Genomic DNA, 15,915 nt, shown 5'->3' with positions numbered 1-15,915 from the left:
GGCCGCGCGGCCGGCCACGGCGGCATCAAGCCAGGTGACGCGCCACGGCCTCGATCACCCGGCGCACGTCGTCGCTGGACAGGTCCAGGTGCGTCACCATGCGCGTCGGGCCGCCATAGACGGCGCGCATCAGGATGCCGTCGGCCGCCAGCGCGGCGGTCAAGGCATCGCACCGCGCCGGCTCGAACTCCGCGAACACCATGTTGGTGTCCTGGCTCAGCACCCGCACGCCGGCGATGCCGCGCAGTCCTTCGGCCAGCAGGCGCGCGTTGGCGTGGTCTTCGGCCAGGCGCTCGACATTGTGTTCCAGCGCATACAGGCAGGCTGCCGCCAGCACCCCCGATTGGCGCAGGCCGCCGCCCAGCACCTTGCGCCAGCGGCGGGCGCGGGCGATCAGTTCGGCGCTGCCCGCCAGCACGGAGCCGACCGGCGCGCCCAGCCCCTTGGAAAAGCAGATCGACACCGAATCGAACGGCGCGCACATCTCGGCCAGCGGCTTGCCGCTGGCCACCGCCGCGTTGAACACGCGCGCGCCGTCCAGGTGCGTGGCCAGGCCATGGGCGCGGGCCCAGTCGGTGGCGGCACGCACGTAGTCGGCGGGAATCAGCTTGCCGTGGAACGTGTTTTCCAGCGCCAGCAGGCGGGTGCGGGCAAAGTGGGGATCGCCTTCGGGCTTGAGAGCGGCCGCCAGCTTTTCCAACGGCAGCGTACCGTCCTCGGCGTGTTCGATGGGTTGGGGCTGGATGCTGCCCAGCACCGCCGCGCCGCCGCCTTCGTACTTGTAGGTATGCGCCTGCTGGCCCACAAGATACTCATCGCCCCGCTCGCAATGCGCCATCAGCGCCGCCAGATTGCTCTGCGTGCCCGACGGGAAGAACAGCCCGGCGGCCTTGCCCGCGCGTTCGGCCACGGCTTGCTGCAGCTGGATGACGGTGGGGTCATCGCCCATCACGTCATCGCCCAGCGGCGCGCTGACCATGGCCTGCAACATGGCCGGGGACGGCCGGGTGACGGTATCACTGCGCAAATCGATCATGAAGCTTCCTTGAGGGAAAACGGAATCCGGTAAACGGGCCGGTCAGCCCGCGCGCGCGGCGGGCGCCGCTCGGCTCACGACAAAAATGCCGGCGAGAATCAAGGCCATGCCGCCCAACTCGACCGGCGACGGACGCTCGGACAGCATCGCCCACGCCATCAGCATCGCCACCACCGGCACGCCCAGGCTGGACAGGCCGGCGATCGAAGCCGGCACGCGCCGCACCACCTGCAGCCACAACAGCCAGCCGGCGGCCGTGGCGATCAGCACGATATAGACCATGCCGGTCCACAGTTGCCAGCCCCACTGCGCCGGGATCTGCGGCACCAGCCACGCCACCGGCGTCATCACCAGCCCGCCGAACAGCATCTGCCAGGCGGTGAAGGTCATCACGTCGGGCGCATGGCGATCGAACATGCGCTTGGACAGCACCGTGCCCACGCCCCAGCACAGGCCGCTGCCCAGTCCCAGCAGCACCGGCCGCAACTCGCCCACGCCGTGCCACGGTTCGATGAACAGCACCAGGCCGATCGCGGCCAGGCCGATGCCGACGCCGTGGCGGGCCGTCGGCCGCTCGCCCAGCAGGCCCCACGCGAACAGCACCACCCAGAACGGCATGGTATAGGCCATCAACGACACCTTGCCGACGCCGCCGGACACCAGCGCGGTCTGCACGAAGCCCTGGAAGCCGGCGGTCTGGGTCAGGCCGATCAGCAAGGTCAGCTTCCAGGAGGGCAAGCCGAGCGGCCGCCGAGTGGCGGCGGCCAGCGCGAACAGCACCAGCGCGCCGGTCACGTAGCGCAGCGCCACGAAATCGAAGGGGCCGATGTAGGGCACGATCAGCTTCATCGCGATCCAGCTACCCGCCCACACGAGGATGGTGCTGAACATCAGGGCAAGCCCTGCGCGATCGAAACTGCTGCGGCTCACGGCGGCGTCTCCGGTGGAAGATTGAACGGGAAAACTTGAATGGAAAAAACGACGATGCCCATGCCGGCAAACCGGCATGGGCACCTCACATTATGCTCCCGTCGAGGCGGGAACCGTCCACGCCGTCCGCATGACGGACGGCGCGCCCCGCATTACAGCGGCTTGGACAGCTGTTCCAGGATGGCGGGATTTTCCAGCGTCGACACGTCCTGCGTCACTTCCTCGCCCTTGGCCACCACGCGCAGCAGACGGCGCATGATCTTGCCGGAGCGGGTCTTGGGCAGGTTGTCGCCGAAGCGGATGTCCTTGGGCTTGGCGATCGGGCCGATTTCCTTGGCCACCCAGTCGCGCAGCGTCTTGGCGATGGCCTGGGCGTCGGCGCCTTCGGGACGAGCGCTCTTGAGCACCACGAATGCCACCACGGCCTCGCCGGTGGTGTCGTCGGGACGGCCGACCACGGCGGCCTCGGCCACCAGTTCATGCGCGACCAGCGCCGACTCCACCTCCATCGTGCCCAGGCGGTGGCCCGACACGTTCAGCACGTCGTCGATGCGGCCCATGATCCAGAAGTAGCCGTCCGCGTCGCGCTGCGCGCCGTCGCCGGCCAGGTAATAACCGCGCAGTTCCGACGGGAAGTAGCTCTTCTTGAAGCGCTCCGGGTCGCCCCAGATGTTGCGGATCATCGCCGGCCACGGGCGCTTGATCACCAGGAAGCCGCCATTGCCCTGGTCGACGTCGCCGCCGGTCTCATCGACGATGGCGGCGGCGATGCCCGGCAGCGGCAGCGTGCACGAGCCCGGCTTGGTCGGGGTGGCGCCCGGCAGCGGCGTGATCATGTGGCCGCCGGTCTCGGTCTGCCACCAGGTGTCGACGATGGGGCAGCGCTCGCGGCCGACGTTCTTGTGATACCAGATCCAGGCCTCGGGGTTGATGGGTTCGCCCACCGTGCCGATGATGCGCAGGCTGTCCAGGTCGTACTTGGACGGATGGGTGTCGGGCGCCGCTTCGGCGGCCTTGATCAGCGAGCGGATCGCGGTGGGCGCGGTGTAGAAGGTGGTGACCTTGTGGCGCGCGATCATGTCCCAGAAGCGGCCGGCGTTGGGGAACGTCGGCACGCCTTCGAACACCACCTGCGTCAGGCCCGCGGCCAGCGGGCCGTAGGTGATGTAGGTGTGGCCGGTGACCCAGCCCACGTCGGCCGTGCACCAGTAGACGTCGTCCTTGCGGGCGTCGAAGGTCCACTTGACGGTCAGCAGCGCCCACAGCAGGTAGCCGGCGGACGAATGCTGCACGCCCTTGGGCTTGCCGGTGGAGCCGGACGTGTACAGGATGAACAGCGGATGCTCGGCGTTGACCGGCACCGGTTCGCAGGTGTCGGACTGGCCGGCCTCGACGTCGTGCATCCACAGGTCGCGGCTTTCGTTCCAGGCGACCTTGCCGCCGGTGCGGCGGTAGACGATGACGCGCGTGACGGCGTCGCAGCCGCCCATGGCGATGGCTTCCTCCACCGCCGGCTTGAGCGGGATGGTCTTGCCGCCGCGCACCTGTTCGTCGGCGGTGATGACCAGCGAGGCGCCGACGTCGACGATACGCTCCTGCAGGCTCTTGGCCGAGAAGCCGCCGAACACCACCGAATGCGTCACGCCCAGGCGGGCGCAGGCCTGCATGGCCACCACGGCCTCGATCGACATGGGCATGTAGATGATGGCGCGGTCGCCCTTCTTGTAGCCCAGCTTGGCGATGCCGTTGGCGAAGCGGCACACGCGCGCCAGCAGTTCGCGGTAGCTGACCTTGGTGACCTTGCCGTCATCGGTCTCGAAGATGATGGCGGTCTTGTCGGCGTTGCCGTTGGTCAGGTGCACGTCCAGGCAGTTGGCCGAGACGTTCAGTTCGCCGTCGCCGAACCAGCGGTAGAACGGCGCGTTGGACTCGTCCAGCACCTCGGTGAACGGCTTGGTCCATTGCAGGTTGTCGCGGGCCTGGCCGGCCCAGAAACCGTCGAAATCCTTCTCGACCTGCGCGCACAGCGCGTTGTACGCGTCCATGCTGGGAATCGCGGCGCCCTGCGCCGCGCGCTCGGGCGGCGGGAACACCCGGGTTTCCACCAGTACGGACTCAATAGCATTCGACATGATCTTGTCTCCAATCTGTGATTCTGTTGTTGATGCCGCTTTTATCTGACTGCCACTCGCAACCGTATCGCCGCGCTCTTACGGGCACCTTACGCAAAATACGGGCCATAAGCCCGTATTCCGCAGGAACGCGCGCCAATCGTGACGGCAACGGCATCGACAACCGACAACGCAATACGCAACCCGCCGGATGCCGCCGCGCCGCGAGGCGCCGCGGCGGCATCCGGGACTTCATAAGAATATCAGTTGCGGCGACCGCACGCGCCCTTACGCGGCGCGGCGCGCCAGGCCGCGCGCCATGTCCACGCGCGACAGCAGGACCAGGCCGCCGACGAAGAACAGTCCGGTCACCAGGATCGCCAGGCGGTGGTTGCCATGCGTGCCCCAGGTCACCAGACCGTAGGTCAGCGGTCCGATGACCGCGGCCAGTTGCACCGCGAACGTCCACAGCGAGAAGAACTCCGCCAGGCGCCCCGCCGGCGCCAGCGCGCCGGTCATGGCGCGGCCCGCGCTCTGGGTCGTGCCCATGCACAAGCCAGCCAGCGTCGCGGCCACCCAGAACACAGGCGCCGTCACCGCGGCGTAGGCCACCAGCACCATCAGGATCCAGCCGCACAGCGTGATCGCCAGCGCCGGCTTGTGGCCGATGCGATCCTGCACATAGCCGAACGAGAACGCGCCGGCCGCCGCGCCGATGTTCACGGTGAACACCAGCAGCATGATCTGCGGCGTGGTGAACCCCATGACCTCGGAGGCATACACCGCCGCCAGCGTGATCACGACCGAGATGCCGGCCTGATAACAGGCGATGCACATCAGCAGCCGGCGGAACTCGGGAAAATGCTGGCCTGTCTCGCGCCAGGCGTAGGCCAGCCGCTTGAGCATGGCCAGCGCCGCCTGCGGCTCGCCGGATGGCCGCGCGCGTTCGCGCAGCAGGAAGAACGAGGGCAGCGCCGCCAGCGCGAACACCGCGCAGGTCACCAGGATGACGCGCGGCACGAAGTGCTCGGCGTCGAGCCCGTCGGCCTCGGCCAGTTTCACCACCACCAGCGACAGGCCCAGGGTCAGCATGCCGCCGCAGTAGCCGAAGCTCCAGCCCCAGCCCGACACCCGCCCCAGCGCCGACGGCTTGGCCAGTTCGGGCAGGAACGCCGCCACCACGGACTCGCCGACGCAGTAGCAATAGTTGGAGACAACGATGGCGGCCAGCGCCAGCCAGACGTCGCCCGGCCCGGCCTGGGTCAGCACCAGCGTGGCCGCCACGCAACCGATGGTGCTGCTGTAGAGCAGCCGCCGCTTGCCGGCGCGGGCGTCGGCGCGCGCGCCCAGCGTGGGCATCGTCAACATGATGAGCAGGTAGGACAGCGACAGCGCCGCGGTCCAGGCCAGCGTGGCCCACGGCGCGCGGCCGCCGACCACACCGACGAAATACGTGCTGAACACCGCCGTGAGGATCACGGTGGTGTAGCCGGAATTGGCGAAGTCGTACATGGCCCAGGCCCAGACCTCGCGCTTGGCCACGCCGGGGTTCAGCGGACTGCCGTCCGCCTCCCCGCCGGCGGACGCGGCGGCGCCGGCGGGCGCCTGCCGCGGCGTTTCCTGGCTCACAGGCCCAGCGCGGCGATGCCAGCCTGGGCGATCTGGGCGTCTTCGGTCGACTTCACGCCCGACACGCCGACCGCGCCCACCACCTGGCCATTGGCCACGATCGGCACACCGCCTTCCAGCATGCCTTCGATCAGCGGGGCCGACAGGAAGGAATAGCGGCCGTTGTTGATGATCTCTTCGTAGACGCGCGATTCACGGCGGCCCAGGGCCGCGGTCTTGGCCTTGGCCGGGGCGATGTGCGAGGAAATGGGCGCGGCGTCGTCCAGTCGCAGCATGCCCAGCAGGTGGCCGCCGTCGTCCGACACGGCGATGGTGACTGCCCACTTGTTCTGCAGGGCGTGTGCCTCGGCCGCGGCCAGGATCTTCTTGACGTCTTCGGCGGTCAGCACGGGTTTGGTGTTCATTGCAGCGACTCCTTGATCTGTTCTAGGGCGGTGGGATCTTCGATCGTGGTCAGGTCGCCGGGATCACGGCCTTCGCATACCGCGACGATCGCGCGGCGCAGCACCTTGCCCGAGCGGGTCTTGGGCAACGCGCCCACGAACCGGATGCGGGCGGGCCGCGCCACGGCTCCCAGCTGATCTTCCACCAGCCGCATGATATCCGCTTCCAGCTGCTTTGCGCCCTCCGGCGTTTCGGCCGCGGCGGGATTCTTCAGCACCGCGAACGCCATCGCCGCCTGCCCCTTGAGCGCGTCGGCCACGCCCACCACCGCGCATTCGGCAATACCGCTGTGGCTGTTGACGGATTCCTCGATCTCGCGCGTGCCGAGCCGATGGCCGGCCACATTGATCACGTCGTCGGTGCGGCCCAGGATGAACCAGTAGCCATCCGCGTCGACCAGGCCCCAGTCGAAGGTGGAATACACCTGGCGCCCCGGGATCGACGTGAAATAGGTCTGGACGAAACGCTCGTCGTCGCCCCAGATGGTCGACATGGCGCCCGGCGGCAACGGCGGCACAATGGCGACCACGCCCTTCTGGTCGGGTCCCAGGTCCTCGCCGCTGGATTCGCTGACGATGCGCGCATCGAAGCCATAGACCGGGAACGACGGGCTGCCGAAGCGCGTCGGCACCTTTTCCACGCCCGGCTGCGCCGACAGGATCGGCCAGCCGGACTCGGTCTGCCAATAGTTGTCGATGATGGGCTTGCCCAGGCCTTCGGAAATCCACTGCGCGGTGGGTTCATCGAGCGGCTCGCCGGCCAGGTACACCGCGCGCAGCGAAGACAGGTCGTGCTTGCGCAGCAAGGCCGGGTCCTGGCGCTTGAGCACCCGCACCGCCGTCGGCGCCGAAAACAGCGTGTTGACGCCGAACTGCTCCACCAGCTTCCACAGGATGGCGCCGTCCGGGCGCACCGGCGTGCCTTCGTACAGCACCGTCGCCTGCCCGCCGATCAGCGGGCCATACACAATATAGGAATGCCCCACCACCCAGCCGATGTCGCTGGTGCAGAAGAACGTGTCGCCCGCCTTGCCGTTGAACAGGTATTCCATCGACGACGCCAGCGCCACGGCGTAGCCGCCGGTGTCGCGCTGCACGCCCTTGGGCTTGCCGGTGGTGCCGGACGTGTACAGGATGTAGCTGGGCTCGGACGACTCCAGCCATGCCACCGGCACGCGGGCGCCGCGCTGGGCGGCGCGCAGGGTGGCATAGTCCAGATCGCGGCCGGCCACCGGTTCGAACGGCGCCAGGCCGCGGTCGAACACCACCACCGAAGCCGGCGGCGTCTTGCACAGGGCCAGCGCCCGGTCCAGCAGCGGCTTGTAGGGCACCACCTTGCCGCCGCGCGAGCCGCCGTCCGTGCACACCACCACCTTGGGCGCGGCATCGTCGATGCGCTGCGCCAGGTTGACCGAGGCAAATCCGCCGAACACCACCGAGTGCACCGCGCCGATGCGGGCGCAGGCCAGCATGGTGAAGACCGCCTCGGGCACCATCGGCATGTAGAGCAGCACCCGATCGCCCCGCCCCACGCCCAGGTCCTGCAGCATGGCGGCTGCCGCGTTCACCTCTTCATAGACATCCTGGCGGGTGTAGACCCGTTCGCGCTCGACCTCGGTGGAGACCCAGATCAACGCCGGTTTGTCGGCCTGGGTCGGCAGCCAGCGGTCGACGGCGTTGTAACAGAGGTTGGTCGTTCCGCCCACGAACCACTTGGCGAATGGGGGCCGCGAAAAATCCAGGACGGATTCGAACGGCGTTTCCCAGTGCACCCGATCGGCCTGCTCGCGCCAGAAGGCATCGCGATCGTGCACCGAGCGGTAATGGAAATCCCTGGTTTTTTGCATTTTTGTCTCCTGTTATTGTGCATACGCCTTATGGCTGATTGCTTTCTTTTTGAATCCTTCGGTCATTTTGGTCGGCAAACCTTGCACCAGGCTTGCCGCAGGTCAAAAAATTCTGCCACGCGTCTACGCCGCACGGGCGCCGGGCTGGTTACAGTAACGAACCAGTCTTAAAAGTTTGGTAGAATCCCCGCGAAGTTGTACACAACATATCTGTTGGTTGGCTGCTTGATTTCAGCTATTCAGGTGTTTTTTAGCGTTTTTGACGCTTTATTACCCCGAAAAATGCGAAACAGGCGGCAACCTTCCCCAGGCGAATGCATCGACACTCCAAAAGCGCGCGACTGAATTCATCCTCTGGCCAGGCGAACCGCGGTCTGCGTTTGCTGGCGCTGGTGGCGTGCGTCGCGGGTCTGGCGGGTTGTGCAAGCACCAATCAAAAGTCCACCGGCTATACGTCCGAGATCGATCCCTACGAGACGGAATGGGTTGCCACCGCCGATGATCCCATTGGCATGCTGGTGGTGCAGAAATTCAAGCGCGAGCGCCAACGCAGCCACAGCGGTGTCAGCAGCGACAACGCCATGGTCAGCGAAGCCCTGAACTACCTGGGCATCCGCTACCGCTTCGGCGGCAGTTCCCCCGATACGGGCTTCGACTGCAGCGGCCTGGTGGCCTACACCGCCGAGCGCTCGCTGGGCCTGAAACTGCCCCGCAACGCCGCCGAGATCGCGCAGCAAGGCGTTTCCATCGCCAAGAACGAGCTCAAGGCCGGTGACCTGGTCTTCTTCAACACCATGGGCCGCCGCTATTCCCACGTCGGCATCTACCTGGGCGACGACCGCTTCGTGCATTCGCCCAGCTCCGGCGGCGTGGTGCGCGTCGAGAACATGACCATGGCGTATTGGTCCAAGCGTTACAACGGCGCCCGCCGCATCGACAACAGCCTGCTCGCCACGGCTCGCGCCGCCAACTGAACCCAAGCCCGCGCAAGCATTCTTGCGCCCTCGCGCGCTGCCCGCAATCCTCCATACGGCAAAACGCCGCCGGACCATTCCAGTCCGGCGGCGTTTTACATTCCTCTTCGCGACCTTTGGGGCCGCAGGCCGTTTCGGCCTCCCCAGTAATCGGTGTGTACGGCGGTCCGTACGACGGTCAGGCGCGGTATCAGTGAACCGCGGCTCCGGCAGCACCCGCGCACAGGCCGCATTGCTGCAGGGCCTGCTGCATGCTGCACACCGAACGGCGACAAGCCACGACACGGATGCCACCGCGCTGCGCCGCGTTGCGGAAGGTCTTCATGACGTTGTGGCCCAGGAAGTCGGTCAGCAGGATGACCAGCTGGGTGCCTGAGGGCAATTGCAACGTCTTCTTCTGATGCGAAGGATCACGGCCACTGATGTGGTGGGTGATCGAAATATTGTGTCCTTTGAGCAGATCCGGGATGTTGCCGAGCCTGTCGGCGCCCACTACCACTGCACTCAATCCTGCCGTCATGTTGAACCTCACTGGGTCGTTGAGACTGGATGTAATGATAATGATTCCTATTTTTTAGTCAACTCAAATGAGATCAGTTCTTATTTAATAATTTTTATGAGTTCGTGGAAAGGGATAGCGAGCCCCCCTCTCCGGCCGCCCGCCACGCCCCTGCCACGGGCGCGCGGGCAAAAAAAACGGCTCCCCGGAAGGGGCGCCGCCTTTCGTCCGACTGCTCCGGCGCGCGGCCGGGCAGCCCTATTTCGGCGTGCCCTGCACCGCTTCCGTGACGACAGCGCGGGTCAGCGACGGCGCCAGCATTTCCAGGAACGTATAGACATAGTCCCGCAGGAACACCCCGGCCTTCACGCCGACGCGGGTGGTGTGCGTGCCGAACAGGTGCCCCACCGGCAAGCCCACCAGGCTGGAATCCCGACGCGGGTCATAGGCCACGCCCGCGATGATGCCGATGCCCAGGCCCACGTCGACGTAAGTCTTGATCACGTCCGCGTCGATCGCTTCCAGGACGATGTCCGGGTGGATGCCCTGGTTGGCAAAGACCTCGTCGATCGTGCTGCGGCCGGTGAAGGCGCGGTCGTAGGTCACGATGGGGTATTCGGCCAATTGCGCCAGCGACAGGCGCTTGGCGGCGCTGGAGGTCAGCTCGGCCAGCGGATGGTCGGGCCGCACCACCACGGTGTGCTCCCAGGCGTAGACCGGCAGGGTGGCCAGGCCGGGCGTCAGCGCCAGCGATTCGGTCGCCAGCGCCAGGTCGGCCTGCTCGTGCAGCACCATTTCGGCCAGTTGCGCCGGGCTGCCTTCGGCCAGCGACAGATGCACCTTGGGAAATTGCTTGCGGAATGCCGGGATCACGCGCGGCAGCAGATAACGCGCCTGGGTGTGGGTGCAGGCGATCACCAGGCCACCCTCGTCGCGGCGCGCGAACTCGTCGCTGACCTTCTTGAGGTTGTCGACCTCGCGCATGATGCGGTCGATGACCTGCGAAACCGCCAGGCCGGGCTTGGTCAGCCCTTTGATGCGCTTGCCGTGGCGCTCGAAGATCTTGATACCGAGCTCGTCCTCGAACTCGATGATGGCCTTGGACACCCCCGGCTGGGAGGTATAGAGCATCCGGGCGGCTTCGGTCAGGTTGAAGTCGCGCCGGATGGTCTCGCGCACGAAACGAAATTGCTGCAGGTTCATGAATTGGCCCCTGATAGACGGGCCAATTATAAGTAATAAGGACGCCTTGTTATATGACTTATTTATATAAGCTTAGGACAAGGCGTCCCTGTTTCAGCGCATCGAGATCGTGGTGTTCACGGTCTTGGCATGGGCGGACCAGCGCGCCGTGACGGTCTTGGTCTGGGTCCAGAACTGCACCGCCTGCTTGCCGTTGGGACCCAGGTCGCCCAGCTTGGAACCGCGCGAACCGGTGAAGCTGAACCATGCCACCGGCACCGGGATCGGCACGTTGATGCCGACCTGGCCGACGTCGATGTTGTTCTGGAAGTAACGCGCCGCGCCGCCATCCTGCGTGAACAGGGCCACGCCGTTGCCGTTGGGGTTGCGGTTGATGAATTCCACCGCTTCTTCCAGCGTTTCCGCGCCGACAACGCACAGCACCGGGCCGAAGATCTCCTCGGTGTAGATGGTCATGTTCTCGGTGACGCCCTCGAACACGGTCGGGCCCACGAAGTTGCCCTGCTCGAAACCGGCGACCTTCAGATTGCGGCCGTCCAGCAGCAGTTTGGCGCCTTCGTCCACGCCCTTCTGGATCAGGTTTTCGACGCGCTTCTTGGCGTTCGGCGACACCAGCGGGCCCAGGTCGGCGGCGCGGTCCATGCCGGAATTGACCTTGAGCTTCTTGGCGCGCTCGACGAAATCAGGCAGCCAGTTGCGGGCCTCGCCCACCAGCACGGCCACCGACGAGGCCATGCAGCGCTGGCCTGCGGCGCCGAACGCGGCGCCCAGCAATTGGTTCAGCGCGACTTCCGGATCGGCGTCCGGCAGGATCACGCAGTGGTTCTTGGCGCCCATCATCGACTGGCAGCGCTTGCCGGCGGCCGAGGCGCGGTTGTAGATCTCGGTGCCGACGCGGGTCGAACCGATGAACGACACCGCCTTGATGTCGGGATGCTCGCACAGGCCGTTGGCCGTTTCCGGACCGCCATGCACCACGTTCAGCACGCCCGGCGGCAGGCCGGCTTCCAGCGCCAGCTGGGCCAGGAACAGCGACGAGGTCGGATCCTGCTCGGATGGCTTGAGCACGAAGGTATTGCCGCAGGCCACCGCGATGGGAAACATGAAGCACGGCAGCATCACCGGGAAGTTGAACGCGGTGATGCCCGCGCACACGCCCAGCGGCTGGATCAGGGTGTAGACGTCGATGCCGGAGGCGGCGTTCTCGGCGTACTCGCCCAGCTGCAGGTTGGCGATCGAGCAGGCGTGCTCGACCACTTCCAGGCCGCGTCCGACTTCGCCCTCGGCGTCCGGCAGGGTCTTGCCGTGCTCGCGGGTGATCATCTCGGCCAGCTTGGCGGTATTGGCGCGCAGCAGTTCCTGGAACTTCAGCATGACGCGCATGCGCAGGCCCTGGCCGCTGTTGCGCCAGGTCTTGAAGGCTTCCTTGGAATTGGCGATGGCCTCGTCCAGTTCGGCGCGCGTGGCGAACGGCACCTTGGCCACGACTTCCTGGGTGGCGGGGTTGATCACGTCGCGCCATTCGGTGGTCTTGGACTGCACGAGCTTGCCGCCGATCAATAGCGGAACGCGGGGGACTTCACTCATTTGATGCTCCTCACAACTGCATAGTCGATGCGGATGGAATCCGCGTTCTTGGATCTCGCGCGGGCGCCGCCAGGTCTGCCGGCGGCGCGCCGCGCCTTACTTCTGCACCAGCGGGCAGGCCGAATCGGCCAGCGGCTGGAAGGCCTCGGCCGCCGGGATGGTGGCCACCAGCTTGGAATAATCCCAACCGCCCTTGGATTCGGACGGCTTTTTCACCTCATACAGGTACATGTCGTGGATCACGCGGCCGTCGGGCCGGATCGAAGCATTGCGCATGATCGGATCCTTGATCGGCAGCTCGCGCATCTTGTCGGCCACCACCTTGCCGTCGGTGCTGCCCGAGGCCGCCACCGAACGCAGGTAGTGCAGCACGCTGGAATACACGCCGGCCTGCGTCATGGTCGGCTTCAGGCCGCGGAAGGCCTTCTCGAAGCGCGTCGACCACTGGCGCGTGGCGTCGTCGTAATCCCAGTAGAAGCCGTCCACGTACGACAGCCCCTGGGCGCTTTCCAGCCCCAGCGCGCGCAGGTCGGACAGGAAGATCAGCAGCGACACCAGGCGCTGGCCCCCGGCCACGATGCCGAATTCGCGCGCCTGCTTGACCGCGTTGACGGTGTCCTGGCCGCCGTTGGCCAGCGCCACCACCTGCGCCTTGGAGCTTTGCGCCTGCAGCAGGTACGAAGCGAAGTCCGGCGCGTTCAACGGATGCCGCACGCTGCCGGCGACGGTACCGCCCAGCGCCTTGACGGCCTTGGCCGTATCGGCCTCCAGCGAATGGCCGAAGGCGTAGTCGACGGTGATGAAGTACCAGGACTTGCCGCCCGCCCTGACCGTGGCCTTGGCGCCGCCGGCGGACTGCGAATAGGTGTCGAACATCCAGTGGAACCCGACCGGCGAGCATTCCTTGTTGGTCAGCGCCGTGGTGGCCGGGCCGGAGAACATCACGACCTTGTTCTTTTCGCGCGCGATGCCCTGCACCGCCAGCGCCACGGCCGAGTTGGTCAGGTCGGCGATGGCAGTGACGCCGTCGCGGTCGAACCACTCGCGCGCCTTGGCCGCGCCCACGTCGGCCTTGTTCTGGTTGTCGGCCGACACCAGTTCGATCTTCATGCCCTTGCATTCCGCGGCCAGGCAATCGTCGATGGCCAACTGCGCCGCCGCCACCGAACCCGGCCCGCCCATGCCGGCGTAGGTGCCCGACATGTCGGTCAGGATGCCGATCTTCACGGGCGGTTTATCCGCCGCGTACGCCTGACTCAACAGGGCAGCGCCCAGACACAAGCCTGCGGCCAGCCCGCGTGCGTGCAATTCCATGGATTTGTCTCCTGAGTTTTATGCGTTATGGCGCCGTCTTTGCGGCCTGCGGCTCCTGGCGGTTGTCCCCCAGGGCTGCCGACCCAGTGTAGATGTGTGAAAATCAACAAGCAACACCAGAAATGCACATTCCTTGTGCATCAATGCACAAGCTTGTCAGGAGCGAAAAACGTGCTGGATTGGGACAGTCTGCGGTATTTCCTGGAGGTCGCCCGTACCCAGCGCGTCAGCGCCGCGGCGCGCAGGCTCGGGGTCGAGCACACCACGGTATCGCGCCGCATCCGCGCGCTGGAAACCGAGCTGGACACGCTGCTGTTCGAGAAGTCGCGCAGCGCCGGCTTCGTGCTGACCGAGGACGGCCAGCGCCTGTTCGTGCACGCCGAGCAGATGGAAAGCACGGTGCACAGCGCCCGCGAAACCCTGTCGGGGATCGGGCAGGCGCTGTCCGGCCACCTGCGCATCGGCGCCACCGAGGGCTTCGGCAGCTACGTACTGACGCCGCTCGCCGCCGACTTCCAGCGGCGCTATCCGCACATCACGCTGGACATCCTGCCGGTGCCGCGCTTTGTCAGCCTGTCCAAGCGCGAGGCCGACCTGGCGATCACCATCGAGCGCCCCCAGCGCGGCCCGTACGTCTGCAGCAAGCTGTGCGATTACACCTTGCGCCTGTACGGCACGCCCGAGTACCTGGCCCGTCATCCACCGATCCGGGGCCGCGCCGACCTGGCCGGGCACAGCTTCATCGGCTACGTCGACGAACTGCTGTTCAGCGAACGCCTGCGCTACCTGGAAGATCTGCTACCCGCCAGCCGCGTGGTGTTGCGCAGCACCAGCGTGGTGGCGCAATACCACGCGGCGCTGCAGGGCCAGTCGCTGGCCATCCTGCCCTGCTTCATCGCGGCGCAGGATCCGCGGCTCAAGCCGGTGCTGGAAAAGGAAGTGGAGATCACGCGATCGTTCTGGATGTACTGCCACGAGGACCTGCGCAAGCTCAAGCGCGTGACGGTGCTGTGGGAATTCATCCGCAAGTCGGTGCTACGGAACGCCGACCTGCTGGCCGGCAAGCGCGGCACCATGAAATACCTGCCCTGAGCAGGCCTGGCAATCCGGGACCGGTGCAGCCGCGCCGCAAGCGCGGCGGCCACCCTCGGCCGGCCGCCATGATTGCGTGGCGGGGCCGCGCTTTCCGCCCCTAGCTGTTCTTGGGCGCCTTGACCCGCAGGCGGCGCATCAGCAGGAATGCCGTGAACATGGCCACGACGACGTGGATCGCCACCGTGCCCACGCCGAAGCTGAGCTTGCCATTGGAAATCCAGGCGCGCGACAGGTTGATCAGGTTCATGTAGAGCAGGCCCACCAGGCCGGCGATGAGCAGGTCGCCGGAACGACCCAGGCGCGGATTCACCGCCCCCAGCGGGATCGCCAGCAACGCCAGGTTGAGCGCGGCCAGCGGCAGCGAAATGCGCCACATCACCTGCGACCAGCTGCTGCTGGTGTTGTCGGCCATCAGCTGCGGCGTGGTGCGGGCCTTGGACGAGCGTTCGGCGGCCGCGCGGGCCTCGGCGACCGGGTCATCGCCGCCCTTGCTCTCCAGGCGCAGGCCGTATTTCTCGAAGTGCACCAGGCGGATCTCGGGCGTGCCCGGCTTGAGGTCATAGCGGTGCCCTTCCCCCAGCACCAGGAAGCGGTCGCCATTGGGCAGGGTTTCGCTATGGGCGCTGCTGGCGGTCAGGACGCTCAGCCATTCGGGGCCGGTTTCGCGCGCGAACACATTGCCCAGTTCGTCGGTAGGCTTGGCCGGGTCCTCGGCGAAGAACACGCGATTGCCGCCAGCCGACTCCGCGAACTGGCCCGCGGTCACCTTGGACAGGTCGGAGCGTTGCTCGAAGCGTTCATGGTATTCGCCGATCTGGCGATAAGCCCACGGCGCGGCCACCAGCGTCAGGCCCGCGACCGCGATGGCCACGGGAACGGCGACGCGCAGCACCGGCTTGAGCCAGTCTGCCAGCGACAGGCCGCTGGCGAACCACACCACCATCTCGGATTCCCGGTAGTTGCGCGTGACCGTGGTGAGCACCGCGATGAAGACCGACACCGCCAGGATGGTCGGCAAGGCCGTGATGGTGGACAGCGCGGCCAGCACGAGCACGACGTCCGCCCCGATGTTGCCGCCCGCCGCCTCACCGAGCAGGCGCACCAGCAGCACGCTGAGCCATACGATGAGCAACGTGGAAAAGACAACGCCAGCGTGACTGGTGATCTCGCTGACGACAGAGCGTTTGAATAGAGACATGGGAGAATATGCGGGATAATCGACCGCATCATACAGACGCACACGGGAA

The 15,915-nt window shown here is 66.5% G+C and carries 13 protein-coding genes; 2 read left to right on the top strand and 11 right to left on the bottom strand.

Features of this window, described 5'->3' with window-relative positions; genetic code table 11:
• Window positions 1–25 precede the first annotated feature (25 nt).
• The 6 genes from ltaE to ACUTAG_RS22710 all read right to left on the bottom strand — a co-directional run bounded on the left by ltaE (window position 26) and on the right by ACUTAG_RS22710 (window position 7,996).
• Window positions 26–1,036: a low-specificity L-threonine aldolase gene (ltaE, locus tag ACUTAG_RS22735; RefSeq protein WP_024068121.1), complete on the bottom strand. Its 1,011-nt coding sequence runs from the start codon at window positions 1,034–1,036 to the stop codon at window positions 26–28.
• A 42-nt stretch (window positions 1,037–1,078) separates the two neighbouring features.
• A complete protein-coding gene (locus ACUTAG_RS22730) occupies window positions 1,079–1,966 on the bottom strand; it encodes a DMT family transporter (protein ID WP_109442165.1) in 888 nt (295 codons plus the stop codon).
• 152 nt (window positions 1,967–2,118) lie between these two features.
• Window positions 2,119–4,098, bottom strand: coding sequence for an acetate--CoA ligase (gene acs / locus ACUTAG_RS22725; RefSeq protein WP_112957352.1), 1,980 nt, complete (start codon window positions 4,096–4,098; stop codon window positions 2,119–2,121).
• Window positions 4,099–4,365: 267 nt separating this feature from the next.
• The gene (locus tag ACUTAG_RS22720; RefSeq protein ID WP_006389320.1) at window positions 4,366–5,706 is read right to left on the bottom strand and encodes an MFS transporter; all 1,341 of its coding nucleotides are present in this window, start codon (window positions 5,704–5,706) and stop codon (window positions 4,366–4,368) included.
• The gene (locus ACUTAG_RS22715) at window positions 5,703–6,110 is read right to left on the bottom strand and encodes a heme-binding protein (RefSeq protein ID WP_024068118.1); all 408 of its coding nucleotides are present in this window, start codon (window positions 6,108–6,110) and stop codon (window positions 5,703–5,705) included. The genes ACUTAG_RS22720 and ACUTAG_RS22715 overlap by 4 nt, the downstream gene beginning before the upstream one ends.
• On the bottom strand, window positions 6,107–7,996 hold the full coding sequence (locus ACUTAG_RS22710) for a propionate--CoA ligase (RefSeq protein WP_006389318.1): 1,890 nt from the start codon (window positions 7,994–7,996) through the stop codon (window positions 6,107–6,109). Before ACUTAG_RS22710 ends, ACUTAG_RS22715 begins: the two co-directional genes overlap by 4 nt.
• 314 nt (window positions 7,997–8,310) lie before the next feature.
• On the opposite strand from ACUTAG_RS22710, the gene ACUTAG_RS22705 reads away from it, so the two are divergent.
• The gene (locus tag ACUTAG_RS22705) at window positions 8,311–8,970 is read left to right on the top strand and encodes a C40 family peptidase (RefSeq protein WP_054484626.1); all 660 of its coding nucleotides are present in this window, start codon (window positions 8,311–8,313) and stop codon (window positions 8,968–8,970) included.
• Between the two features lie 190 nt (window positions 8,971–9,160).
• On the opposite strand, the gene ACUTAG_RS22700 is transcribed toward ACUTAG_RS22705, so the two are convergent.
• From ACUTAG_RS22700 to ACUTAG_RS22685, 4 genes are all read right to left on the bottom strand, one after another.
• Window positions 9,161–9,490 (bottom strand): DUF2325 domain-containing protein, encoded by a 330-nt coding sequence (locus ACUTAG_RS22700; RefSeq protein ID WP_006389316.1) that lies wholly within the window; start codon window positions 9,488–9,490, stop codon window positions 9,161–9,163.
• A 237-nt stretch (window positions 9,491–9,727) separates the two neighbouring features.
• Entirely contained in the window at window positions 9,728–10,672 is a 945-nt protein-coding gene (locus ACUTAG_RS22695; RefSeq protein WP_006389315.1) for a CysB family HTH-type transcriptional regulator, read from the bottom strand.
• A gap of 93 nt (window positions 10,673–10,765) precedes the next feature.
• Window positions 10,766–12,259: a CoA-acylating methylmalonate-semialdehyde dehydrogenase gene (locus tag ACUTAG_RS22690; RefSeq protein WP_148316433.1), complete on the bottom strand. Its 1,494-nt coding sequence runs from the start codon at window positions 12,257–12,259 to the stop codon at window positions 10,766–10,768.
• Between the two features lie 96 nt (window positions 12,260–12,355).
• Window positions 12,356–13,573 carry an ABC transporter substrate-binding protein gene (locus ACUTAG_RS22685; RefSeq protein ID WP_006389313.1) on the bottom strand — a complete coding sequence of 406 codons (1,218 nt, stop codon included), beginning with the start codon at window positions 13,571–13,573 and terminating at the stop codon, window positions 12,356–12,358.
• Window positions 13,574–13,744: 171 nt separating this feature from the next.
• Between ACUTAG_RS22685 and ACUTAG_RS22680 the strand changes: the two genes are divergently transcribed.
• Window positions 13,745–14,665 carry a LysR family transcriptional regulator gene (locus ACUTAG_RS22680; RefSeq protein WP_006389312.1) on the top strand — a complete coding sequence of 307 codons (921 nt, stop codon included), beginning with the start codon at window positions 13,745–13,747 and terminating at the stop codon, window positions 14,663–14,665.
• A gap of 100 nt (window positions 14,666–14,765) precedes the next feature.
• On the opposite strand, the gene lptF is transcribed toward ACUTAG_RS22680, so the two are convergent.
• Window positions 14,766–15,866 (bottom strand): LPS export ABC transporter permease LptF, encoded by a 1,101-nt coding sequence (lptF, locus tag ACUTAG_RS22675; RefSeq protein ID WP_026382561.1) that lies wholly within the window; start codon window positions 15,864–15,866, stop codon window positions 14,766–14,768.
• Between the last annotated feature and the right edge of the window lie 49 nt (window positions 15,867–15,915).

Source organism: Achromobacter sp. CSND-B12, from assembly GCF_052906545.1.
Note: the sequence above shows the minus strand (reverse complement) of the source record. Positions and strands in the feature narration are given on the sequence as shown.

Bases quoted from the DNA above. Each gene is read 5' to 3' on its own strand.
- ACUTAG_RS22695 (WP_006389315.1), bottom strand. From the start codon at position 10,672: ATGAACCTGCAGCAATTTCGTTTCGTGCGCGAGACCATCCGGCGCGAC.
- ACUTAG_RS22710 (WP_006389318.1), bottom strand. From the start codon at position 7,996: ATGCAAAAAACCAGGGATTTCCATTACCGCTCGGTGCACGATCGCGAT.
- ACUTAG_RS22690 (WP_148316433.1), bottom strand. From the start codon at position 12,259: ATGAGTGAAGTCCCCCGCGTTCCGCTATTGATCGGCGGCAAGCTCGTG.
- ACUTAG_RS22715 (WP_024068118.1), bottom strand. From the start codon at position 6,110: ATGAACACCAAACCCGTGCTGACCGCCGAAGACGTCAAGAAGATCCTG.
- ltaE (WP_024068121.1), bottom strand. From the start codon at position 1,036: ATGATCGATTTGCGCAGTGATACCGTCACCCGGCCGTCCCCGGCCATG.
- acs (WP_112957352.1), bottom strand. From the start codon at position 4,098: ATGTCGAATGCTATTGAGTCCGTACTGGTGGAAACCCGGGTGTTCCCG.
- ACUTAG_RS22705 (WP_054484626.1), top strand. From the start codon at position 8,311: ATGCATCGACACTCCAAAAGCGCGCGACTGAATTCATCCTCTGGCCAG.
- ACUTAG_RS22700 (WP_006389316.1), bottom strand. From the start codon at position 9,490: ATGACGGCAGGATTGAGTGCAGTGGTAGTGGGCGCCGACAGGCTCGGC.
- lptF (WP_026382561.1), bottom strand. From the start codon at position 15,866: ATGTCTCTATTCAAACGCTCTGTCGTCAGCGAGATCACCAGTCACGCT.
- ACUTAG_RS22685 (WP_006389313.1), bottom strand. From the start codon at position 13,573: ATGGAATTGCACGCACGCGGGCTGGCCGCAGGCTTGTGTCTGGGCGCT.